This window comes from Actinomadura keratinilytica (assembly GCF_039539665.1).
In the GTDB taxonomy this organism is placed as follows: domain Bacteria; phylum Actinomycetota; class Actinomycetes; order Streptosporangiales; family Streptosporangiaceae; genus Spirillospora; species Spirillospora keratinilytica.
The window spans coordinates 33255-55498 of sequence record NZ_BAABDO010000016.1 but is presented as its reverse complement, the minus strand read 5'-3'; the positions used below and the strand labels follow the sequence as shown (position 1 = coordinate 55498).

Annotated in this window: 18 protein-coding genes; 12 read left to right on the top strand and 6 right to left on the bottom strand. The window is 71.2% G+C overall.

Going from position 1 to position 22244, the window contains the following annotated elements; translation table 11 throughout:
* Positions 1-25: 25 nt before the first annotated feature.
* Positions 26-712: a Crp/Fnr family transcriptional regulator gene (locus ABD879_RS08435; protein ID WP_285495729.1), complete on the bottom strand. Its 687-nt coding sequence runs from the start codon at positions 710-712 to the stop codon at positions 26-28.
* A 328-nt stretch (positions 713-1040) separates the two neighbouring features.
* Here ABD879_RS08435 and nth point away from each other — a divergent pair, with 328 nt between their 5' ends.
* From nth to ABD879_RS08420, 3 genes are all read left to right on the top strand, one after another.
* Positions 1041-1769 carry an endonuclease III gene (gene nth, locus ABD879_RS08430; RefSeq protein WP_345019119.1) on the top strand — a complete coding sequence of 243 codons (729 nt, stop codon included), beginning with the start codon at positions 1041-1043 and terminating at the stop codon, positions 1767-1769.
* Between the two features lie 125 nt (positions 1770-1894).
* Positions 1895-2491, top strand: a complete 597-nt coding sequence (locus tag ABD879_RS08425; protein ID WP_378272659.1) for an NUDIX hydrolase — start codon at positions 1895-1897, stop codon at positions 2489-2491.
* 186 nt (positions 2492-2677) lie between these two features.
* The gene (locus ABD879_RS08420) at positions 2678-3874 is read left to right on the top strand and encodes a MarP family serine protease (RefSeq protein WP_345019117.1); all 1197 of its coding nucleotides are present in this window, start codon (positions 2678-2680) and stop codon (positions 3872-3874) included.
* A gap of 9 nt (positions 3875-3883) precedes the next feature.
* Here ABD879_RS08420 and ABD879_RS08415 read toward each other — a convergent pair whose 3' ends face one another.
* The 5 genes from ABD879_RS08415 to acs all read right to left on the bottom strand — a co-directional run bounded on the left by ABD879_RS08415 (position 3884) and on the right by acs (position 9462).
* Positions 3884-4345, bottom strand: a complete 462-nt coding sequence (locus ABD879_RS08415) for a DUF309 domain-containing protein (RefSeq protein WP_345019115.1) — start codon at positions 4343-4345, stop codon at positions 3884-3886.
* Positions 4346-4393: 48 nt separating this feature from the next.
* Complete coding sequence (locus ABD879_RS08410) at positions 4394-5317, bottom strand: alpha/beta fold hydrolase (RefSeq protein WP_345019113.1); 924 nt, start codon at positions 5315-5317, stop codon at positions 4394-4396.
* Between the two features lie 7 nt (positions 5318-5324).
* On the bottom strand, positions 5325-5756 hold the full coding sequence (locus ABD879_RS08405) for a phage holin family protein (protein ID WP_285495723.1): 432 nt from the start codon (positions 5754-5756) through the stop codon (positions 5325-5327).
* Positions 5757-5919: 163 nt separating this feature from the next.
* Complete coding sequence (gene nhaA / locus ABD879_RS08400; RefSeq protein WP_345019108.1) at positions 5920-7161, bottom strand: Na+/H+ antiporter NhaA; 1242 nt, start codon at positions 7159-7161, stop codon at positions 5920-5922.
* Positions 7162-7494: 333 nt separating this feature from the next.
* Complete coding sequence (acs, locus tag ABD879_RS08395; protein WP_345019106.1) at positions 7495-9462, bottom strand: acetate--CoA ligase; 1968 nt, start codon at positions 9460-9462, stop codon at positions 7495-7497.
* 352 nt (positions 9463-9814) lie between these two features.
* Between acs and ABD879_RS08390 the strand changes: the two genes are divergently transcribed.
* The 9 genes from ABD879_RS08390 to ABD879_RS08350 all read left to right on the top strand — a co-directional run bounded on the left by ABD879_RS08390 (position 9815) and on the right by ABD879_RS08350 (position 21264).
* Positions 9815-10612, top strand: a complete 798-nt coding sequence (locus ABD879_RS08390) for a Fic family protein (RefSeq protein ID WP_345019104.1) — start codon at positions 9815-9817, stop codon at positions 10610-10612.
* Between the two features lie 1939 nt (positions 10613-12551).
* Entirely contained in the window at positions 12552-13634 is a 1083-nt protein-coding gene (gene ssd, locus ABD879_RS08385; protein ID WP_345019102.1) for a septum site-determining protein Ssd, read from the top strand.
* A gap of 1195 nt (positions 13635-14829) precedes the next feature.
* Positions 14830-15987 (top strand): TadA family conjugal transfer-associated ATPase, encoded by a 1158-nt coding sequence (locus tag ABD879_RS08380; protein WP_345019100.1) that lies wholly within the window; start codon positions 14830-14832, stop codon positions 15985-15987.
* A gap of 154 nt (positions 15988-16141) precedes the next feature.
* The gene (locus tag ABD879_RS08375; protein WP_345019098.1) at positions 16142-16801 is read left to right on the top strand and encodes a type II secretion system F family protein; all 660 of its coding nucleotides are present in this window, start codon (positions 16142-16144) and stop codon (positions 16799-16801) included.
* 469 nt (positions 16802-17270) lie between these two features.
* Positions 17271-17849 carry a type II secretion system F family protein gene (locus ABD879_RS08370; protein ID WP_345019095.1) on the top strand — a complete coding sequence of 193 codons (579 nt, stop codon included), beginning with the start codon at positions 17271-17273 and terminating at the stop codon, positions 17847-17849.
* Positions 17850-17963: 114 nt separating this feature from the next.
* Positions 17964-18158: a DUF4244 domain-containing protein gene (locus tag ABD879_RS08365; RefSeq protein ID WP_345019093.1), complete on the top strand. Its 195-nt coding sequence runs from the start codon at positions 17964-17966 to the stop codon at positions 18156-18158.
* Entirely contained in the window at positions 18155-18589 is a 435-nt protein-coding gene (locus ABD879_RS08360; RefSeq protein WP_345019091.1) for a TadE family type IV pilus minor pilin, read from the top strand. Before ABD879_RS08365 ends, ABD879_RS08360 begins: the two co-directional genes overlap by 4 nt.
* A 709-nt stretch (positions 18590-19298) precedes the next feature.
* On the top strand, positions 19299-19685 hold the full coding sequence (locus ABD879_RS08355) for an Rv3654c family TadE-like protein (protein WP_345019089.1): 387 nt from the start codon (positions 19299-19301) through the stop codon (positions 19683-19685).
* Positions 19686-19926: 241 nt separating this feature from the next.
* Positions 19927-21264: a hypothetical protein gene (locus ABD879_RS08350; protein WP_345019087.1), complete on the top strand. Its 1338-nt coding sequence runs from the start codon at positions 19927-19929 to the stop codon at positions 21262-21264.
* Positions 21265-22244 lie beyond the last annotated feature (980 nt).

The window sequence follows — 22244 nt, the reverse complement described above, 5'->3', positions numbered from 1 at the left end:
GGTCGCGACCCTGCGGAAGACCGCCTCACTTGGACCGCTTGCGCAGCCGCTCGATGTCGAGGATGACCACGGCGCGCGCCTCGATCCGCAGCCAGTTGCGCTGGGCGAAGTCGGCCAGGGCCTTGTTGACCGTCTCCCGGGACGCGCCGACGAGCTGGGCCAGCTCCTCCTGGGTGAGGTCGTGGTGGACGTGCAGCCCGGCCTCGGAGGGCTGGCCGAACCGCTCGGCCAGGTCGAGCAGCGCCTTGGCGACGCGGCCGGGCACGTCGGTGAACACCAGGTCGGCCATCACGTCGTTGGTCTTGCGCAGGCGCTGGGCCAGCGCGCGCAGCAGCTGCACCGCGACCTCGGGGTGCCCGGTCAGCCAGGGGCGCAGGTCGTCGTGGCCGAGCCCGGCCAGGCGGCACTCGGTGACCGCGACGGCGCTGGCGGTGCGCGGCCGCGGGTCGAACAGCGACAGCTCGCCGAACATCTCGCTGGGGCCGAGCACGCTCAGCAGGTTCTCCCGACCGTCGGGGGCGGTGCGGGTGAGCTTGATCTTGCCTTCCAGGACGACGTACAGCCGGTCGCCCGTCTCGTTCTCGTTGAACAGCGTCTGGCCGCGTGCCAGCCGCACTTCGGTCACGTTGGCGCGAAGCGCCTTGGCGCCCTGCTCGTCGAGTGCCTCGAACAGCGGGGCTCTGCTCAGAACGTCCACGTCGCGGTCGGTCACGCTTTCTCCTTCTACAAACACCTACACGCATAGTGTGACGTACGTCCCACCGCGTACGTGAAGGCAGGCCCACGGCGTACCGGTTCCGCTCCGGCATCCGCAAAGAGCTGGACCGCTCCAGTCCGCTCAGACGCCAGTCCTCCGGCACCAGTGTACGGACCGCCCGGAGAGGGAGTCACAATCCCGCGAAGCAGGTCATCGCGGGGTGTGCGCGGCGACGACCTCGATTGCGGACGGAACGGCGGGTCGGCCGGGCGCGTCGGCGGGGCGGGACGGCGTGCGGTCGATTCCGGCGCCGCGGCCTCGGGGAGGACGTACCCTTGCCGGCATGGCGAGCAGCACGGACGGCGCGGGGCGCGGGCAGGAGACCCGGCTGGCGCTCGTACGCCGCGCCCGGAAGATCAACCGCATCCTGGCCGAGGTCTACCCCGACGCCAAGTGCGAGCTGAACTTCGCCGACCCGTTCCAGCTGCTGATCGCCACCGTCCTGTCGGCGCAGACCACCGACGTGCGGGTCAACCAGACCACCCCGGCGCTGTTCGCCAAGTACCCCGCTCCCGAGCAGCTGGCCGCCGCCGACCCCGAGGACGTCGAGCGCATCCTCAAGCCGCTCGGGTTCTTCCGCGCCAAGACCAGGTCCGTCATCGGCCTGTCGGCGGAGCTGTGCGAGCGGTTCGGCGGCGCGGTACCCCGTACGCTGGACGAGCTGGTCACCCTGCCGGGCGTGGGCCGCAAGACCGCCAACGTCGTGCTCGGCAACGCCTTCGACGTGCCGGGGATCACCGTCGACACCCACTTCGGACGGCTGGCCCGCCGCTTCCGCTGGACCGCCGAGACCGACCCGGTCAAGGTCGAGCACGAGGTCGGCGAACTGATCCCGCGCAAGGAGTGGACGATCCTGTCGCACCGGCTGATCTGGCACGGCCGCCGCGTCTGCCACGCCCGCCGCCCGGCCTGCGGCGCCTGCGCGGTGGCCCGGCTGTGCCCGTCCTTCGGCGAGGGGCCGACCGACGAGGAGACCGCCCGCAAGCTGGTCAAGCCCGGCCCGTTCTCCTGACCTCCGCCCGGCCGCGCTGCCAGGGTGGGAAGCAAACAGGTACTGATCAGGTTGGGAGAGGCGTGAGCGACACTGCAGCCCCCTGTCCGGCATGGCTCGACCGGTTCCTCGCAGAGGCGCCGCGGATGACCGTCCCGCCGGCGATGCGCCCGGTGGCGACGGCGCGTCCGGCGGCGGTGCTGATCTTGTTCGGGGAGGGGCCGCACGGCCCGGACATCCTGCTCACCGAGCGGGCCGCCACGCTCACCAAGCACGCCGGGCAGCCCGCCTTCCCCGGCGGCCGGATCGACCCCGGCGACGACGGGCCGGTCGGCGCGGCGCTGCGCGAGGCGCAGGAGGAGGCCGGCGTCGAGCCGTCGGGCGTGCAGGTGCTGGCCACGCTGCCCGAGCTGTACCTGCAGCGCAGCAACCACCGGGTCACCCCCGTGGCGGCCTGGTGGCGCACGCCGTCGCAGATCGCGCCCGGCCACCCCGGGGAGGTCGCCACGGTCGCCCGCGTGCCGATCGACGAGCTGGTCGATCCGGACAACCGGCTGACCGTCCGCTATCCGGGCGGCCTGCGCGTGGGGCCGGCGTTCCGGGTCCGCGGCATGCTCGTGTGGGGGTTCACCGCCGGGGTGCTCACCCAGGTGCTGCGTGCGGGCGGCTGGGAGCGGCCCTGGGACGACGGCCGCGTGGAGGACCTTCCCCGCGAGATCGTGGACCTGGCCGGCCGGGGCTGACCGCCCGGGGCCGCCGCGGGCTCGTCCGGCGGGCATGACCTGCGGGTCCGTGCTCCGCGGGGCGCCTGCGCCCCGCGGAGCACGGTCGGTGATCGCCCCGAATCGCACTGCGCGGTTATGCGGCACCGTCCAAACTGGTCCACTGAGGGGACGTGCACACGGGCCGTCGCGCTATACGGTGAAGCGATGCTGGGCGACCACATTCTGGATGCGATCTTGCTCGTGTTGATCGTGCTGTTCGCGGTCTCGGGCTATCGGCAGGGGTTCATCGTCAGCCTGCTGAGCTTCGCCGGATTCGTGGGCGGCGGGGTCGTCGGGGTGCTGGTGGCGCCGCCGATCGCCGAGGCGGCGGTGGACGGCGCGGCCCAGCAGGCGCTGCTGGCGATCGTGATCGCCTTCCTGGCGGCCACGCTCGGCCAGCTGATCGCCTCGTCCATCGGCGCCGTGCTGCGCAACCGGGTCACCGGGATCAACGCGCGCGCCGTCGACGCGGCCGGCGGCGCCGTCGTCAGCGCCGTCTCCCTGCTGCTGGTCGCCTGGTTCTTCGGCAGCCTGGTGGCGCGCTCGGAGTTCAAGCCGCTGCGCACGCAGGTGAACGGGTCCTCGATCCTCAAGGGCGTCAACGACGTCATGCCCGAGCAGGCGCAGACGTGGTTCGCCTCCTTCCGCCGGTTCGTGGCCGCCAGCGAGTTCCCGCAGGTGTTCAACGGCCTGGGCGGCGAGTCGGTGACCGAGGTGCCGCCGCCCAACGACGCGGTCCTGCGGACCCCGGCGCTGCGCGCGGCCCGGCAGAGCATCGTCAAGGTGACCAGCACCGCCCCGCAGTGCCAGCGCAAGATCGAGGGCACCGGCTTCGTGTTCGCGCCCGAACGGGTGATGACCAACGCGCACGTCGTGGCGGGGGCGCGCGGCTCGTCCACCATCGCGTCGCTGAACGGCACCACCGAGCGCGGCCGGGTCGTGCTGTACGACCCCAAGCGCGACATCGCCGTGCTGTACGTGCCGGGCCTGCGGGCGCCCGCGCTGAAGTTCGCCGGTCCCGCCCGGGTGCGCGACGACGCCATCATCGCCGGGTTCCCCAAGAACCGGCCGTTCACCACGGGGTCGGCCCGCATCCGCGCCCGGCAGACCGCCAAGGGCCCCGACATCTACCACTCGGGCCAGGTCAGCCGCGAGATCTACGCCATCCGCGGGACGGTGGAGCCCGGCAACTCCGGGGGGCCGCTGCTGTCGTCGGACGGCCGCGTCTTCGGGGTCATCTTCGCCGCGGCGCTGGACACCCCGTCCACCGGTTACGCCCTCACCGCCGAGGAGGTCGCCCCCGACGCCCGCCTCGGCGCCCAGGCCACCGTCCCCGTGTCCACCCAGAACTGCTCCGACTGACCGCGCGCCCTACGGGGACGAGGTCAGCCGCAGTTGGACGGGGGCGTCGCCGTCCGCCGCCCGGGCGGCAAGTGAGCGGGCCTGCCGTACGACACCGGCGACGTCGACACCGTGCGGAGGTTCGGGGGCGTACGGCTCCAAGCGGTCGGCGGCACGGGTCAGCAGGGCCTTGGCCCCCCGCGCGTTGCCGCGCCGCAGGTGGGTGATGCCCACGGCGACCTGTGCCAGCCCACGCCACAGTTCGCGTTCGGGGGCCTCGGCGGACTTCCACGCCGCCTCCAGCACCTCGTGCGCATGGAAGGGGCGGTCGGCGTCCAGCAGCCGCTGCGCCTCCGCCAGCGCCTCCGCAGGGGTGAATGACAGGTCGTCCGGCATGGTGGGCACGCCCACGGCGCCGCGCGGCAGGGGACGCCCGTACGCGTCGCGTGGACGAGCGTTGCGCGGCCTGCCCGCCTCGTCCCGATCACGCATGCCTCCACCGTACGCGAGCGGTCATCGCGCCCAGGGGAGGTGCGGGGGTCAGTGCTCGGGTTCGGGGTCGGTGAGCCAGCCGATGAGCTGGGAGTCGAACGTCTCGGGGCGCTCCTGGTGGGGGAAGTGGCCCGCGCCCTCGATGAGCCTCCAACGGTACGGGCCCTCCACGTAGCGCCCCGAACCCTGGGCGGAGGCGGGCAGCATGCAGGTGTCCAGGGAGCCGTGCAACTGGAGCGTGGGCGCCTGGATGGGGCTGCGCATGCGGGCGGCGTACCGTATGCCGTCCGGACGCGGCTGGGAGCGGATGAGCCACCGGTGGTACTCCAGCGCGCAGTGCGCCACCCCCGGAATCTGCACGGCCTTCCGCAGGAGACGCTCGGTGCGCTCGTCGGGCCACCCCGGGCCGGACCACTCGTGCAGCAGCCGCCCCACCAGCGCGGCGTCGTCGCGCAGAAGACGCCGCTCCGGCCACACGGGCAGCTGGAACCCGAAGGTGTGCCGGGCGGCCCACGCCTGACCGCGCAGGTCGCTGCGTACGGCCTGCCTCAGGCGCAGCGGATGGGGGGCGCTCACCACGGCCAGGCGTTGGACGACCTTGGGGTGGTACACGGCCATCGTCCACGCCAGCAGGCCGCCCCAGTCGTGGCCCACGACGATTGCGTTGGCCTCCCCGAGCGCACGGACGAGCCCCGCCGCGTCCCCGGCGAGGGTCACCAGGTCGTAGCCGCGCGGGGGTTTGTCGCTGCCGCCGTAGCCGCGCAGGTCCACCGCGGCCGCCCGGTAGCCCGCGCGGGGCAGCGACACCAGTTGGTGGTGCCAGCACCACCAGAACTCGGGAAAGCCGTGCAGCAGCAGGACCAGGGGCCCTTCCCCCGCCTCGGCGACATGGAAGCGCGTGCCGCCGGCGCTGACCGCGCGGTGCGTCCAGGGCCCGTCGACCTCGACGATCGACCCGTCGTGTCCGGGCATGGCGTGCTCAGTCCGTCAGCGCGGGGGTGTCGGAGTCGCCTCGGTGCCGCAGCATCGACAGGTCGTCGCGCAGCGTGCGGCGGGTGCGCTTCGCCCCGTCGATCTTGCGGATGCGCAGGTAGCCGAGGCCGAGCAGGGCCAGCGCCAGCAGCAGGTACACGCCGGCCACGATGAGGAACGCGGCCCAGTGCCAGATGCCCAGCGCCACCAGGCCGTACGCGGCGGCCATGGACAGCAGGATCACGATCAGCCCGGCGATGAGCCCGGCGATCGCGAACATCGTCCCGCCCAGCGCGGCCTTCTTGGCGTCGGCCTTCAGCTCCATCTTGGCCAGGTCCATCTCGGCGCGGACCAGGTTGGAGATGTTGCTCGACGCCAACGCGACGAGTTCGCCGAGGGACTTGTCCTCGATCCGCTCGCCCGGCAGTGCCTCGGTCATATCGCTACTCCTTCCAGGCCCCCGGCTCCCAGGGGCTGCGCGCCAGCCTGGCAGCCGGGCGGCTCGTCCGGCCACCCGGCATGACCACCGCGGTCCGGATGTGGCCGCCCGCACACGCGGCCGGGGGCCGCCTGCGCCGACGTCCGGACCGCCCGATGCCGTCCTACCGGTCCGCTGCCTCGGCGGCGGCCTCCGCCCGCGTCCGCATCCGCCGCCGGAAGACGACGGCGGCGCCCGCCGACGCGACGACGCTCGCGATCAGGACCGCTGTCGTCACTCTCTCGAATTGTGCCGGGTCGGTATAGGCCAAACCGCCGATCAGCAGTGAAACCGTGAAACCGACCCCGGCGAGCATCGCGACGCCCGCGATCTCCCGCCAGTGCAGCTCCTCCCCGAGCGTCGCCAGGCCGAGCCGCACGGCCGCCCAGGCGCCGCCCAGGACGCCCACGAATTTACCGATCACCAGCCCGGCGATCACTCCTAGGGCTATGCGGTCGGTGGCGACGGCCTCCAGGGACGAGGCGTTCAACGTCACCCCGGCCGACAGGAACGCGAACAGCGGCACGCACACGCCCGCCGAGAACGGCCGCAGCATGTGGTCGGCCTGCTCGGCGTTCGTCCGCTCCGACCCCGCCGTCTCCTTGGACGAGGTGAGCATGCCCAGCGCCACCCCCGCCACGGTCGCGTGGATGCCGCTCTTGTGCACGAAGTACCAGGCCAGTACCGCAAGCGGCACGTAGACCCATGGGGAGCGCACGCCCCGCTGTTGCAACACCCCGTACACCGCGACCAGCGCCACCCCGGCCAGCAGCGGCGGCACGCTCAGGTGCTCGGTGTAGAAGACCGCGATGATCGTGATGGCGATGAGGTCGTCGACGACCGCCAGCGTCAGCAGGAACACGCGCAGCGGCGCCGGGCACGCCGAGAACGCCACCGCCAGCACGGCCAGCGCGAACGCGATGTCGGTGGCGGTCGGCACCGCCCAGCCGCGGGCCGCGCCCGGCTCTCCCGCGCTCACCGCCAGGAAGATCAGCGCGGGCAGCGCCACGCCCGCGCAGGCGGCGATCACCGGCAGCGCCGCGTCCCGCGGATTGCGCAGCTCCCCGTGGGTCAGCTCCTCGCGCAGCTCCAGCCCGGCGATGAAGAAGAACACCGCCAGCAGCCCGCCGGACGCCCAGTGCTGCAGGTCCATGTGCCCCAGGTGCAGCCAGGACGGGCTGATCTCCAGCTTCTGCAGGCTGGTGTACGCGGCGGACCACGGCGAGTTGGCCCACAGCAGCGCCGCCAGCGTGGCGGCCAGCATGATGAAGCCGCCGACGGTCTCCAGCCGCAGCGCCTCGGCGACGTGGCGCGCGTAGCGGGCGGTGGGACGAGGCGGCCAGAGCGCGGCGACGCGACGCGGCATGAAACCCCCGGAAAGTGGCAGCGGGCGGAAACCGACACGGACTGCTCCGCCGCCGGGCCTGCCGGGACGAAACAGCCCATCGCCGACCAGACTTCCCGGCACACCTGTCTCAGAGCCTACCCAGAGGATCACCCGATATGTCCGTCTGGTGCCATGGCGCACCGCCGGTGCGGGACCCGGCGGCACGGAAAAGGGCCTCTGGCGCGCGTGAGCACGCGCCAGAGGCCCTCGAGGCGCCTGTCCCCAGTCCGGTCACGCCACGGCTTCACAGAGCCGCTGAGCTGCCGAGGCGTCGCGGTGAGTCGCGGGCGGGCCGGCCGGTGTGCTCCGGGGTCAGTCCTCCGGCTTGGCGCTGGGGAGCTTCTGGGCGATCAGGTCCATCACGGAGCTGTCGGTGAGCGTCGTCACGTCGCCCAGCGAGCGGTTCTCCGCGACGTCCCGCAGCAGCCGCCGCATGATCTTGCCGGAGCGGGTCTTGGGCAGCTCCGGCACGATCATGATCTGCCGCGGCTTGGCGATCGGGCCGAGCGTCTTGGCGACATGGCCGCGCAGCTCGGCCACGAAGCCCTCGCCCTCGACCTCCTCGCCGGCGCTGCCGCGCGGGATCACGAACGCCACGATGGCCTGACCGGTCACCGGGTCCGTGGACCCGACCACCGCGGCCTCGGCCACCTTCGGGTGCGACACCAGGGCCGACTCCACCTCCGTGGTGGAGATGTTGTGCCCCGACACCAGCATGACGTCGTCGACCCGGCCGAGCAGCCAGATGTCGCCGTCGTCGTCCCGCTTGGCGCCGTCACCGGCGAAGTACAGGCCGTCGAACCGCGACCAGTACGTCTTGACGTACCGCTCGTCGTCGCCCCAGATGGTGCGCAGCATCGACGGCCACGGCTCCCGGATCACCAGGAAGCCGCCGCCGCCGTTGGGCACCGACTGCGCCTGGTCGTCCACCACGTCCGCCTCGACGCCCGGCAGCGGCCGCATCGCCGCACCCGGCTTGCCCGCGGTCACCCCCGGCAGCGGGCTGATCATGATGGCGCCAGTCTCGGTCTGCCACCAGGTGTCGACCACCGGGCAGCGCCCGCCGCCGATGTTCTCCCGGTACCAGACGTAGGCCTCGGGGTTGATCGGCTCGCCCACGCTGCCCAGCACGCGCAGCGACGACAGGTCGAACCCGGCCGGGATGTCGTCGCCCCACTTCATGAAGGTGCGGATCGCGGTCGGCGCGGTGTAGAAGATCGTGACCTTGTACTTCTGGACGACCTCCCACCAGCGGCCCTTGTGCGGGGTGTCCGGCGTCCCCTCGTAGAGCACGCTGGTGGCGCCGTTGGCGAGCGGCCCGTACACGATGTAGGAGTGGCCGGTCACCCAGCCGATGTCGGCCGTGCACCAGTAGACGTCGGTCTCCGGCTTGAGGTCGAACACCGCGTAGTGGGTGTAGGCGGTCTGGGTGAGGTAGCCGCCCGAGGTGTGCAGGATGCCCTTGGGCTTCCCGGTCGTCCCGGACGTGTACAGGATGTAGAGGGGGTGCTCGGCGTCGACCGGCTCCGGCGTGTGCTCGTCCGACTGCCGCTCCACCAGGTCGTGCCACCACACGTCCCGGGGGTTCTCGGCGATCTGCTCGCCGGTGCGCCGCACCACCACGACCTTCTCGACCGACGGGGTGTCCTTGACGGCCTCGTCCACCGTCGGCTTCAGCGCGGACGGCTTGCCGCGCCGGTAGCCGCCGTCGGCGGTGATGACCACCTTGGCCTGGGCGTCGTCGATGCGGGAGCGCAGCGCGTCGGCGGAGAACCCGCCGAACACCACCGAGTGGGTGGCGCCGATCCGCGCGCACGCCAGCATCGAGATCGGCAGCTCGGGGATCATCGGCAGGTAGATGGCCACCCGGTCGCCCTTGCGCACGCCCAGCTCCAGCAGCGCGTTGGCCGCCTTGCTCACCTCCCGCTGGAGCTCGGCGTAGGTGATCGTGCGGGTGTCCCCGGGCTCGCCCTCCCAGTGGTAGGCGACCCGGTCGCCCAGCCCGGCCTCGACGTGGCGGTCGACGCAGTTGTAGGCGACGTTCAGCTCGCCGCCCACGAACCACTTGGCGAACGGGGGGTTGCTCCAGTCCAGCACCGTGTCCCAGCGCTTGGCCCAGGTGAGCCGTTCGGCCTGCCGGGCCCAGAAGCCCAGCCGGTCCGCGGCAGCCTCCTCGTACGCTTCGGCGGTGACGTTCGCGGATTCGGCCAGCTCTGCGGGCGGAGAGAAGCGCCGCGTCTCCTGCAGCAGGTTCGAGAGTGTCTCTTGGCTCTGGCTCAACGCGTACTCCTTGCTTGCGACAGAGGAAGGCGCCTCGTGTGCCCCACTTCACCAGGCAAGGGACCCTCTTTACAACCCTCACACCGTCACGACCTCCGCCCCATGACGGGCTTTCACCCCGGTTTGCGCCGGTGGCGCCCCTTATGGAGCCTCTGCAGCCACATCAGCCCCACAGCTCCGTTGGACTGGCTCGACGGGCGTCAGGGGGCTTCTGGGCGAGAAGAGCCATCGACGCCACCGGAGCGCTCATCGGCGAAAGGGGCGATCAGCGTTCGCCGACCTAGTGAGGGGCGGAGCCCGGTATAGGCCCCCGCACGCGAGTCGGTGGGGACGACCGCATAAGGTCGGGCCCGTGACCGGATCCGATGCCTTCGCCCAAGTAGCGGCACTGCCCGGAGTGGCCGACGCGGTGGCTGATGCTCGCGCGGCGGTGGACCGGCTGCTCGGACATCGCGTCCTGCGGCGGCGCAGCGCCGAGGTCTCCACCGAGTCAGCGGTGCGGGGCGCGCGCGCCTCGGCGGCCCTGGAGGGGGTCTCGGTTCCGCTGGACGAGATGCGCGCGGCCGAGGCTCCCAAGGACCCCGTCGTTCAGGGCGCCCTTCGCGTCTCCGCCGAACTCGGATCCCTGACGGAGACGTGGCGGCAGGCGCCACGGCAGGTATTGGCGCGACTGCACGTCCTCGTCGCGGCGGACGCCGTGGACGAGGCCGAGCTCGGACGCCCCAGAGGCGAGGGCCGGGAGGTCAAGGACGTACTCGGCCTCGGGCAACCCCCTGCCGCGCCTGAAGTCGCCGCGCGGCTGGACATGCTCAGCAGCCTGCTCGTGCAACCGACCAAGGCCCCGGCGCTCGTGGTGGCGGCCGTGGTGCACGGCGAGCTGCTCACTCTTCGGCCCTTCGGCTGGGGGGACGGCATCGTCGCCCGTGCCGCCCAACGCCTGACCATGGTCGAGCGCGGGCTCGACCCCAAGTCGCTCACCGCGCCCGAGGTGGGCCACGCCGAGCTCGCAGACGAGTACGTGGCGGCACTGCGCGGCTATGCCTCCGGCACCCCTGAGGGGGTGGCCGGATGGATCCGCCACTGCGCCGACGCAACGGCCGCCGCCGCTCGGGACTCCCAGGCCATCTGCGAGGCCATCCTGCGGGGCTGACGTCACGCTCCACCGCCCCACGCCGGTGGCCACCGGCACCCCGAACGAGGGGCCTGGCGCGGCGCGGGGCGGGCCGTCCCCCGTCTGATGCGAAACCGCGAGGGACGGTCTGTTGCATTGAGTGAGAGACGCACAGATGCCGGATGCATTGTGCCGGTGCCCGAACCCGCCTGAGAACTGACTCGTGAAGCCTCTGTCAAGCCACTTCCCGGGGCAGTTTTATGGCCTTTTGAGAAAAATGGAACTGAGAATCTCACGGCCGTCGTGCCATGCAGTGCCGCCTCGGGCCGCACAGCGGTGACCGCGGTAGCGGCCGTCACCCGTTCGGGCCGAACACGCATGGCCGCCCCGCCCGCTCCACGCGCTGCCCGATGCGCAAGCCCAAGACCCTGCTCGGCCAGAACCGACCGATGTGACCAGCACATTCGAGCTGCCGGCCGCGAGCCCGAAGGTCGGTCGCGTTGACGCCGGCCGCGCGGCGAGCGGCAAGCCCTGCAGCTATACGGGCGACACTCACATGGTCGCACGTCCTGCGGATGTCGCATCCCGCGCAGCACTCGCTGAGGCTCGCCGGACGTGAGGCAAGGAGGGCTGAGCCGCTCCACCGCTCAGAACCGGCGTGGGGACGGCCGCCCGAACACGGCGAACGGCGTCCCATCCGGTGTGGAACGCCGTTCGCCAGTCACGTCACTCCGGGTTACCAAGCGTGCACCTCATATCCGTCGGAGCGGGTCAAGCCCGTCACGACGCGCCTCCCGCGGCTGGTCGCGCGTGGGTACCCGGGTGCCGTGCCTGGACACTTGGTCCTTATGACCTGTCTACGCCTCATTCGTCCGTTTGACAAGCCCTGATTCGTAAAATGAGCGGCTCACGGCCGCCTAACGCGCTCGCATCGTCGGTGCCGAGAGAGGGCGCTACTCGGACTGCGGGCCGGCGTCGCAGGTGACATTTCGGGCGAAACGGATCTATATCAACAATCTGCTAGCGATCACGGAGTGTGATCGATTCCATTGGGGATCTCGATCCGGCGGTGCAACGGAATGATCTATGAGATCTCCTGTACGCTCCCACTCTCGGTCGGGAGCTTTCCGGCCGTACGGCAGGCGCTGGGCGGGATGGTGCCGAGCGGCACCGCTTCGCCCGCTGGAGCGGGGATCATCGTAACCAGGTGAGAAAAAACGTTACGCGTCCGGTGACATTACGGCTCGACGGAAGTCACGACGATCGGGCAGCATATGTTGTACCTAGACTAGAGACAGTGACTTTGCCAGTCCCATAGATCAAACCGCGGCCCGGGGGCCGCGGGTGATCTCCCCCCGAGACTTTCTTGGGAAAACGGCCCGGCTCTACCCCCCCGGAGCCGGACCGTTCGGCGACCCCCGCTCTCCCCCCCGGCGGGGGTCGCCCTGTCGTAACGCAGTCGGGCGGTGACCTGGCCAATGTGCCGAGGTCACCGCCCGGCCGCGCCTCCCAGGCGCCCCATCGGCATTACGCGGCTCGGCGGCATGTGCGCCGCACGGGCGGCCCGAAGCGGACGACAGGGTGGCCAGTGGACTAATCTGGGATGAATTCGTGCGCCGTCTCCCCTCAGCGCCGGCCCGGCCCGCCGGCGCGCCATTCCCAGATGACCCTCACAAGCCCCCCGAGATCCACAGAAACGGGCGCCGGCCCCGGCATCCACCGATAACCGGGGCGCTGTCGGCGGACCATCGAGATCCGACCGCACCGGCTCACCCGAGGCGACCACCCAGACCGCCAACGCACCGGCCGGTCCGGACGCGGAGCACACCACAGGCCCCCGGAGATCAGCGCACCCGGCACACCTCCAAACCATCGTGACCTGCAGTTCCACGAAGTTATCCACAAGTTGGGGAAACCCTTTCGCCGCATCCGTGCCGCAGCGCAACCTGGTGTCCCCAGGAACGGACGGGAGGGCACGATGACCAACGCGGCAATGATCGTGACGAGCGACCCGGTGATCGGTGACGATCTGCTGCGGCTCGCCGCGGCCGCCGACACGGGCGCCGAGATAATACGGGACGCCGGCGAGGCGCGGGCGGGCTGGCAGGGGCCGCCGCTCGTGCTGGTCGGAGCCGAGTCGGCCGAAGAGATCGCCGCCGCCGGCCTGCCGCGCCGGCAGGGCGTCGTCCTCGTGGCCAGGCAAGCGGAAACCGACGACGTCTACCGCAAGGCGCTGCAGATCGGCGCACAGGATCTCGCGGTCCTGCCCGACGACGAGAGCTGGCTGATCGACGCGATGGCGGCGGCGTCCGAGCCCGTGGAGGCATGGGGCACCACCGTGTGCGTGTGCTCGTCCCGCGGCGGGACGGGGGCCAGCGTCTTCGCCGCGGGCCTGGCCCTCAGCGCCGCCCGGATCGGCGCGCGGACCCTGCTCGTCGACGGCGATCCGCTGGGCGGCGGCCTGGAGATCGTGCTGGGCCTGGAAGACCACGAGGGCGCGCGCTGGCCGGACTTCGCCGACCGCCGCGGCCGACTCAGCGCCGCCACCCTGCGCGAGGCCCTGCCCGGTCTCGGCGACCTGTCCGTGCTGTCCTGGCGACGCGGCGCGCCGGTGCCGGTCACCGAGGACGCCATGCGCTCCCTGCTGGACGCCGCGACCCGGGGCTTCGACCTGGTCGTCGTGGACGTCCCCCGCCACCCCGGGGAGATCGGCCGTTGCGCCCTGCGCGCCGCCGACGTGACCTACCTGCTCGTACCGGCCGAGGTGCGCGCCGCCGTGGCGGGCGACGTCACCGCGGCGGCACTCCGCCGCGAGACCGCCGAACTGCGCCTCATCGTCCGGACCCCGGCCCCCGGGGGCCTCACCCCGGAGGTGATCGCCGAAGCCATCGGCCTGCCCCTGGCCGGTGTGCTCGACTGCGACCGCCGACTCCCCGCCATCCTCGAAGAGGGCGACCTCGCCCAAGCCCTCCGCCGCCGCGGCCCCCTGGCCGACCTCTGCGGCCAACTGGTGTCCGACCTGGGGTTCCACCCCCAAGAACCCATGGCCGAAGCCGCCTGACTTGCCTCAGCGTGGTAACCGAAACCAGCCCCCCATCAGCTCGACAGCACCCGAGGCAACCGAAGCGCTCACGGCGGACGAACACCCCTGCTCCAGCAGCCCCAGCGAGATGTCCGCAGACCCGAGATTCCACCCAGCCTCCGCCGTCACGGACGCCGACTTCTGCGGCCAGCAGGCGGACCGATGTGCACACTCGGCCACATGGCCCCATGGGCCGCAGCCGCCTGACTTCTGGAGTGCAGCTCGCCTCCAACTCGGCAGCGGCCAGGACATGCGAACACCACCGACAGACCAGACCGCAGCGAGGTAGCCGAATGATGGAGATCCTGCTCCGACCCTCTGCCGCCGCAGCCCGCTGGCGGACCTCTGCGGTCAACCGGCGTCTGATCTGGGCTCCAGCCCGAAAAACCCGTGGCCGGGGCGGCCTGACCCCGCCCAGACCACCCCCGTCCAGCTCGGCAGCACCCAAGGCGACCGACACAGTTGCGGCCTGCGAACACTGCCGGCTCGGCAGCCAGCCTCAGCGTGGTGGCCGAAGCCGGAGTCTCACCGAGCCTTCCGGCGCCGCGGCCCGCTGGCCGACCTCGGTAGTCAGCTGCGGTCCGAGGCAGGCATCCGGCCGCAGGGACGTCGTGGGCTGAAGCCGGCTAACCCCCCCGAGCGCAGTTCACCCCAGCTCGGCAGCGGCCAGAGCAGGCAAGCGCCGCTGACAGGCCAGACCGCAACGAGGAACTAGGAATGGAGATTTTGCCCAGGCTCTCTGCTGCTACGGCCCGCTGGCCGGCTGATGCGGTCGACTGGTGTCCGATCTGGGCATCCAGTCGTAGGGACCTCGTGGGCTGAAGCCATCTGACTCTTCGAGACACCCCTACCCGGCCCGGCAGGCCCCAAGACAACCGAAGCGGGCACGGCAGGCGAACACCCCTGGTCCGGCGGCCCCCAGCGAAGTAGCCGCAGGCCCACATCACGGACGCTGACTTCTGCGGCCGGCCGGCGACCGATAAGGCGCATCCGGTCGCAGAGACCCGTGGCTGAAGCTGCCCGACTCCCGAGACCAGCTCCCATCCAGCACCCAGTTCGGTGGGGCCAGGGCAGGCAAGCGCTGCTGACAGACCAGACCGCGACGAGGCGCAAGAGTGCGCAACGCCCAACCGACCCCAAGCGCCATCTCCCGATCGAGCGTGAAGGACGGACGATGAGGAAGCTCTCCGATGCCGTACGTGATCGTCTCCTCTACACCGGAGACGAGCCCACCGCCGGACATGTCGCGGCCGCGCTGCGTGCGGAGGAACGCCTGCTGGGCGACCGTGAGGTGTTGGCACTCGCAGATGAGTTGCGTGCCGAATTGGTCGGTGCCGGTCCGCTGGAACCGCTGCTGCGCAACCCCGAAGTGACCGACGTCCTCGTCAACGGTCCGAGTGAGGTCTGGGTGGACACCGGCAGCGGACTGGTGAGGACCCCGACGCGTTTCCCGGACGAGGCGTCCCTGCGGCGTCTCGCCCAACGGCTGACGGCAGCGGCCGGGCGCCGACTGGACGACGCGTCCCCCTGCGCCGACGCCCGCCTGCCAGGCGGCATACGACTTCATGCCGTACTGCCCCCGGTGGCGGCCAACGGCACCTGCCTGTCATTGCGGCTGCCTCGGCGCCGCGCGTTCACACTGGACGAACTGGCCACGGTCGGCACCCTTCCCGCCGACGGTGCCGAGTTGCTTGCCGCCCTGGTGGCCGCACGAGTCGCGTTCCTCATCACCGGAGGCACCGGCACCGGCAAGACGACCCTGCTGAGCTGCATGCTCGGTCTGGTGGACCCCGGCGAGCGGCTCCTCCTGGTCGAGGACTCCGCGGAGCTGAGCCCGGACCACGGCCATGTCGTACGTCTGGAGGCGCGCCCACCCAACGTGGAAGGCGCCGGCGGCGTCAGGCTGCACGAGCTCGTCCGGCAGGCGTTGCGCATGCGACCCGACCGGCTCGTGGTCGGTGAAGTCCGCGGGGCCGAGGTTGTGGATTTGCTGGCCGCATTGAACACGGGCCACGAGGGCGGCTGCGGAACGCTGCACGCGAACACGGCGGCCGATGTCCCCGCCAGGCTGGAGGCGCTGGCGTGTGCGGCAGGTCTGAGCAGGGAGGCCGTGCACAGCCAACTCGCCGCGGCCCTCGACGTCGTGGTCCACCTCGTCCGTGAACCCGGCGGCGGACGCCGGAGGGTCGCCGAGATCTGCCTGCTGCGCCGAGGACCCGACGGCCTCGTGCAAGCCGTCCCCGCGGTGTCCTTCACCCCTGCCGGCCGAACCCGCACCCTGCCCGGCGCCTCCGACCTCGCCGCCCGCCTCGACCACCGGTGGCGCCCATGAACCACGTCGACGAAGGGACGGTGTCATGACCGTCACGATCGCCCTGGCCATGATCAGCGCCGCCGCCTGCGCATGGCTTTCGCTCCGCCCTCCCACAGCCTCCGAACGACTCGGCCGGATGCTCACCACACGGGCTGCCGACGCTTGGCCGTCGGTGGGCGGTCTCCTCCAGAAGCCGTTCACACACCTACACGAACTGCGGGAACGTCGAAAACAGCAGCAGCGATGGCGCACCGCGGTCATCGGGCTGTGCGACGGGATGGCCGCCGAACTGGCCGCGGGCCGTACACCCGACGAGGCGTTCCGCACGGCGGCCGGCGTCCTCGACCGACGGATCGCGGTCCACCTACTGAACACGCCGCCCAGCCTCGACGGCCCCGAACCGCGCCGACGGCCCCCAGACCCCGTCAGCGACACCCAAGCGGAGGCCCCCGCAGCCGACCGTTTGGAGCGCCTCGCCGAACGCCCGGGCGCCGAAGGGCTGCGCCTGCTCGCCGCATGCTGGCGCATCGGGGCCGAGCGCGGCGGCACGCTCGCCGCGGCCCTGGACGGCCTGGCCGCCGCCCTCCGTGACGAGGAGGAACAACGTCAGGAGATCGCGGCCCAACTGGCGGGACCGCGGGCGACGGCGCGGCTGCTGGCCGGGCTTCCGCTGCTCGGCCTGGCGATGGCGGCCGCGCTCGGCGCCAAGCCGCTGGCGTTCCTGTTCGGAACGATCCCCGGCCTGGGCTGCCTGGCCACCGCGATCACTCTCGACGTGCTCGGCATGTGGTGGACGAGCCGTCTCGCCCGAGCCGCGGAGGTCCCCCGATGAACCTCAGCCGCGCATCGGCCACGCTGCCCGGCCGAAAAGAGGAACAGGCGCCCGGAGAGACGAGCACGTCCAGAACCATCACCACTGACCCCGGCAAGGCCGACGGCCATCCCCGAACCCTCACCGCCGCTGCATCCCAGCTACTGCACACCCCTGCCGGCGGCTGCCGTGCCGAGAGTCCGCACCACCATCAACTCCGTGAGACCGACGGGAGACGCAAATGATCTTCCTGGCCGTCCTGTTCGCCGCGGTGTCCGGCTTCCTGTGGCCGAGTGATCACAGATCCGCCGTTCGCAGATACACCGCCCTCGTCCCCAACCACGCGCACCGAACCCCGACGGCCACGCACGGCTCCATGGGCACGGCCCCGCTTCGCAGCCGACCGCCACCTCCTGTCAAGCAGCCGCAAGAGACTCCAGGGCCTGTACCCCACAGAGGCCGGCGCGAAGTACTGACCAGGCACGGGGCGGTGCTGCTGTCCGGAACCATGTGCGCGGTCCTGCTCGGCGGCCCGTTCGGCGTGCTGGCGGGCATCGCCGCCGCGGTGGCCGTCGCCCGCGTGCTGGGCCGGCTTGAAAGCACCGACCAGCGGCGCAGGAAGGCCCGTCTCGTCGCGGACCTGCCGGTGGCGATCGACCTGCTCGCCGCCTGCCTGCAAGGCGGAACCCCCTGGAGTGACGCCGTGGAGGCGGTGGCACGCGCGATCGGCGGGCCGCTCGGCGCCGAACTCGAGCGCGTCGCCGTCCAGATCCGGTTGGGCGTCGATCCGTCCACGGCCTGGCTCGGCCTGGCCGACGAGCCGACGCTGGCTCCACTCGCCCGGACGGCCGTACGCGCCGTCAACAGCGGTGCCGCCATCGCACCGACGCTCACCCGCCTTGCCCGCGACCAGCGGCGCGCCGCCCGAGCGGAGGCCATGGCCAGGGCCAGAACCGCGGGCATTCGGGTGCTCGCTCCACTCGGTCTGTGCTTCCTGCCCGCGTTCGTCCTGCTCGGCATCGTCCCGACCATCGCCGGGATCGCGTCGACGCTCCTTCTCCCGTGGTGACCACTGGTTGTCCACAGGTCGCCGCTCACCTGTTGTCCGAATACCCGCCCTTCCAGGCTGGAGCCGGGCACCGCCCCGACGACCAGCCACGGCATCGAAGAAAAGGAGATCCCCATGCGTAAGACGACGGCTGTCGCACGGCGGTGGCGGCAGGAGGCTCGAGACCTCGGCATGTCCACGGCCGAGTACGCGGTCGGCATGATCGCCGCGACCGCGTTCGCCGCGCTCCTCTTCAAGATCGTGACCAGCCCGGAGGTGAAGGGCCTCCTTTCAGGAGTCGTCAAGCGGGCGCTCCAACTGGCGGGATGAGCGCCCGCCGCCCGCAGGACGGCGGCATGGTCACAGCGGAGATCGCCGTGGCCCTCCCCGCCCTGGTGCTGGTCCTGGCGGTGTCGCTCTGGGCGATCCGGATCGCGTCAACCCAGGTGGCCTGCACGGACGCGGCACGAAGCGGCGCCCGAGCGGCGGCCCGCGGCGAACCCCTGCCGGCGGTCCGCGCCGCCGTCGCCCGGGCCCTGCCGCCCGGCGCCCGGATCAGCATCAGCCGCACCAGAGAAGCGACCCGCGTCGACGTGGCCGTCCCCGCCCACCCGCCAACCGCCAGCGGCCTGCCGCCTCTCCTGATCAGAGCACACGCCACAGCCGCCACCGAACCAGCTTCCACCACCGACCCGCAGCTGGGCGGAGAGTCCTGGCCAAGCCACAACCGCTACGGGGCACGTGACATGACTCAGCCATAGCCGTCGCCAGACCGCAGCCGTCACTTGGCCGTGGTCGCTGCCGAACAGGAGCCGTCACCGGCCGCTGCTGCTACCGGGCTATGTCGTGTTTCAAAGTCGGTTGAGCCACCTGTTGACTTCGGTGATCTCGGCAGAACGACCTGGGCGCGGACGAAGAACGTGTCGTGGCGGGTGGCCGCGGCCCGGTGGCGCTCGCGGTTGACGCCGCACTCGGCGGTATGGCGGGCCTTGCAGCCGGTCGTGTCGAAGGCGGGTGGACGACCGCTGCCGCTGTCGGGCCTGGTCTCCGCCAGCGGCGCGGTGGTCGGGGTGCTCCGGCTCGGTGGTGACAGGCGGGCCTGGCGTGGCGGGTGGCGATGCCGCGCCTCGTTTCGGGGCGGTTGGTGCGGTGTTCGACCACGTTGCGGTGTCGGCAGGGCGGCTGCATCGGAGGCGGGCGTGCGGCCGCCGAGATCCACCGGACACGACCTGGGCCTCAGCAGCCGCTGGGCCAGAAAGCAAGATCGGGCCGTAGTGCCGCAGGGGGCATGACCGACGTGCAGCTGTCGTTGGGCGAAGTCGCTGCTGAGCCGGAGACAGCTGCTGGGACGAGGCCACCGCGGGTACTTACGCCGCCCATCTGTCAGTTCGCGGCATATGAGCAGGTGAGGGCCAGGTTTGAGGGCCGCTGTCCACCAGGTGGTGGTCGTGTTGGAAAGGAAGCTTGTGCATGAAGAGTGCGGGTGATGACGGGGGAGGGACGCTGTGGTCGGTCGCCTTCATGGCGGTCCTGTGGTTTTCGGCCGTGGCGGCCATGACCGTGGGCGGTGTACGGGTAGCGCGGCACCGGGCGGACGCCGCGGCAGATCTTGCAGCGCTGGCCGCGGCGGCGCGAGTCGCCGAAGGGGCCGGTGAGGCCTGTAGGAGCGCCGCGGTCGTAGTGCGTGATTTCGGTGGGCGGCTGAAGAGGTGCCGGGTACGGGGAAACATCGTCGATGTATCGGTGACGATGGCGGTCACAGGGGCGATGGCGATCGGCGATATCCGGATCGTTTCCCGGGCCCGGGGTGGTCCCGCGGAGTCGGAAAGCGTACCCTTACCACACACGACTCGTTGAACGGGGCGTCAATAGCAGGCGGTGATCGTGCGCGCGAGGTGCCGACGACCGGCGACGGCCATCGACGACGCGGGTTTGTCACCGTACTGTGACGTGGGTTACCCGCTGGTACGTTACGCTGCCCTCAACCCCCCGGAATCATCAGACACGGCGCGGTCTCCTCGGCCGCCCGCCGGATGGCCGGGCCGGGTTCGACGGACGGAGCGAAGTCGGCGGATCGTCCGATGGAGGGATTGAGGCCGTGACCTGGATTCGCAGGATCGGTGCAGTCGTGCTCACGGCACCCCTTGCGATGAGCGCCCCGATTCTCGGCACCGCCGTTCCGGCCTACGCGGCCAGCGCCGGAATCACCAGTCCCAGCGACGGCGCCGTGATCCGCAGCGGTAGCTCGGTCACCGTCTCGGCCACCACGGAGGTGCTGACCGCCTGGCGCCTGGTGGTCGTCAGCCCGAACGGTAACGAGCAGGTCGTCGACTCCAAGGAGAGCCTGCGCACCGAGAGCCTGAGCGGGACCGCGGCACTCGGTGACAACGGCCGTTACGAGGTGCAGCTGCAGGAGAAGATCCTGCTGTCGTGGCACACCAAGGCGACCCGCGATTTCTACGCGCGGGTCCCGCCCGCGGCACCGGGGGGCCTGTCGGCTTCGGTCACGGGTGGCAAGCTCACCGTTCGCTGGAACAAGGGGCTGGAGAACGACCTCACCGGATACTCGATCAGTGCGGGGTCCGTCGGATCCAAGAGCGGGACGGTGGACGGGCTGTGCTCGGGGACGAGCTGCTCGACCACGTTCAGCGTGCCGTCCGGAACCAGCGGGACGATCCCGGTGCAGGTGCGGGCCAAGCGTTCCGACGGTTCCGGAGGGTCGGTCTACTCGGCTTATGCGTCGGCGAGCGTGACCGTCAAGGGCAGCAGCGGTGGGGGAAGCGGCGGTTCCAATACCCCCTCACCGTCCAGTTCCGTGCCGTCCTTGCCGGGGAACACGTCCCGTGGCACGACGCCGCTGACGCCTTTCAACAACGCCTCTCCGGTGACCTTGCCCTCGGTCCAGCCGGACGGAGCGACGCCCGGCCTGACGTATCCCGCGCCGCAGGTGGCCGACCAGAGCCGGCCAAAGGCCCAGAACGTCGCTGCGCCCGAGAGCATGCAGTGGGGTACGAGCGTGGCCATCGCCCTCATCCTGCTGCTGATCGCGGCGCACCTGGGCACGTGGACACGGCGCATGCGCGTCGCCAACTCGGGGCTCAGCAGCCAGGGCATGGCGGCCCGCATCGCGCGGAGCGGGTCTGGGCGCAAGCGCGTCGTCAAGGCGAGGAAGCAGATCGCCCGGGCCGAGGCCGTCGCCAGAACCGCGGACCTTTCGTCCCTCGCCAAAGCGGCGAAGGGCGCACCGGCCTCGAAGGGCAAGTCGACGTCCTCACGCGGCGGCAGGCCCCCGTCCCGCGTGGGGCGGCGCCCCGCGGCTCTCGGTGGTTCACGCACCAGGGGAGCCGGGAGCCGTGCCGCCAAGCCGTCCCGCCAACCCGGTAAGCGTCGGGCCAGCGGAGACCGTCAGGGCGGCGCCCGTCACAAGGTGAAGTAGACCGTATCCCGCCCGGCCGCCCACACCTAGACCAACGGCGAGGGCGAACGCTTCCACCGCGCTCTGCTGGAGGAATGGGCCTACCAGCGGCCCTACGTCTCAAGAGCCGAGCGGCAGGCCGTCTTCGGTGGCCGGCTCGGCTGGAGAACCACCACCGGTCCCACGCCGGCAGCGCAACCGAGCGCAGGCCCAGGCCGCTCTACCAGCCGACCGCCGGCCCTACATCAGGAACCGAACGACACCTACTGACCGGACGGCTCGCGGGCTGTCGGGGGCAGCTGTGTGGTCGCGTCTGTTCATCGTGTAGGTGTGCGGCGACATTTGGTTGGTGGCCAGGCGGGTGGGGGTGGTGGTCAGGGAGGGTTGGCGTCATGCGTGCACGGGATTGGCTGAACACCGAGGATCGCTTCGTGCCCGGTGCGGAGCTCTTTCTTTCGCTCCGATCGGGCCTTCACCACCTGGGCTTGCACCATCAGCCACAGTCAGTTGTTGCTGCGTACGCGCACGACCTGGCGGGATGGGAGTAGGCGGTCTCGCATCGACGTGGTCTTCAATCCCGTTGCGGCAATGAAAATCAGGATTGAGTACGACGGCCTTGTGATCCGTTGTGCGACACCGGACGAGGATGAGCGCATTCGCGCTGAGAACTCCGGCCTCGCCGCGTCCGCTCGGTGTCTCATTCTGGAGACCGGCGGGGATCGGGATTACGTGGTGACCCATGCCGTCGGGTGGGAAGAGGACATGGGGACCGATCGGGAGCCGAGCAGGCTTGCCGGATTCGCTCCTGGTAGCGACCCTAAACGCATCTTGGGGGAGAGGGGCGGCTCTCCTTCGGTCATTTGTCCGGGGGGTGCGGAGGGAGCACGAGTAAGGGTGTAGTCGCTGGTCGTGGGGGTTAATGGCGTGCGGGTGTGGGATTGTGGACGTGGTTGGGTGGGGTCGGTGTCATCTGTTCTTGTGGCGTGGAGGACGGACATGTC

Bases quoted from the DNA above. Each gene is read 5' to 3' on its own strand.
- nth (WP_345019119.1), top strand. From the start codon at position 1,041: ATGGCGAGCAGCACGGACGGCGCGGGGCGCGGGCAGGAGACCCGGCTG.
- ABD879_RS08425 (WP_378272659.1), top strand. From the start codon at position 1,895: ATGACCGTCCCGCCGGCGATGCGCCCGGTGGCGACGGCGCGTCCGGCG.
- ABD879_RS08420 (WP_345019117.1), top strand. From the start codon at position 2,678: ATGCTGGGCGACCACATTCTGGATGCGATCTTGCTCGTGTTGATCGTG.
- ABD879_RS08415 (WP_345019115.1), bottom strand. From the start codon at position 4,345: ATGCGTGATCGGGACGAGGCGGGCAGGCCGCGCAACGCTCGTCCACGC.
- ABD879_RS08410 (WP_345019113.1), bottom strand. From the start codon at position 5,317: ATGCCCGGACACGACGGGTCGATCGTCGAGGTCGACGGGCCCTGGACG.
- ABD879_RS08405 (WP_285495723.1), bottom strand. From the start codon at position 5,756: ATGACCGAGGCACTGCCGGGCGAGCGGATCGAGGACAAGTCCCTCGGC.
- nhaA (WP_345019108.1), bottom strand. From the start codon at position 7,161: ATGCCGCGTCGCGTCGCCGCGCTCTGGCCGCCTCGTCCCACCGCCCGC.
- ssd (WP_345019102.1), top strand. From the start codon at position 12,552: ATGACCAACGCGGCAATGATCGTGACGAGCGACCCGGTGATCGGTGAC.
- ABD879_RS08380 (WP_345019100.1), top strand. From the start codon at position 14,830: ATGAGGAAGCTCTCCGATGCCGTACGTGATCGTCTCCTCTACACCGGA.
- ABD879_RS08365 (WP_345019093.1), top strand. From the start codon at position 17,964: ATGCGTAAGACGACGGCTGTCGCACGGCGGTGGCGGCAGGAGGCTCGA.
- ABD879_RS08360 (WP_345019091.1), top strand. From the start codon at position 18,155: ATGAGCGCCCGCCGCCCGCAGGACGGCGGCATGGTCACAGCGGAGATC.
- ABD879_RS08355 (WP_345019089.1), top strand. From the start codon at position 19,299: ATGAAGAGTGCGGGTGATGACGGGGGAGGGACGCTGTGGTCGGTCGCC.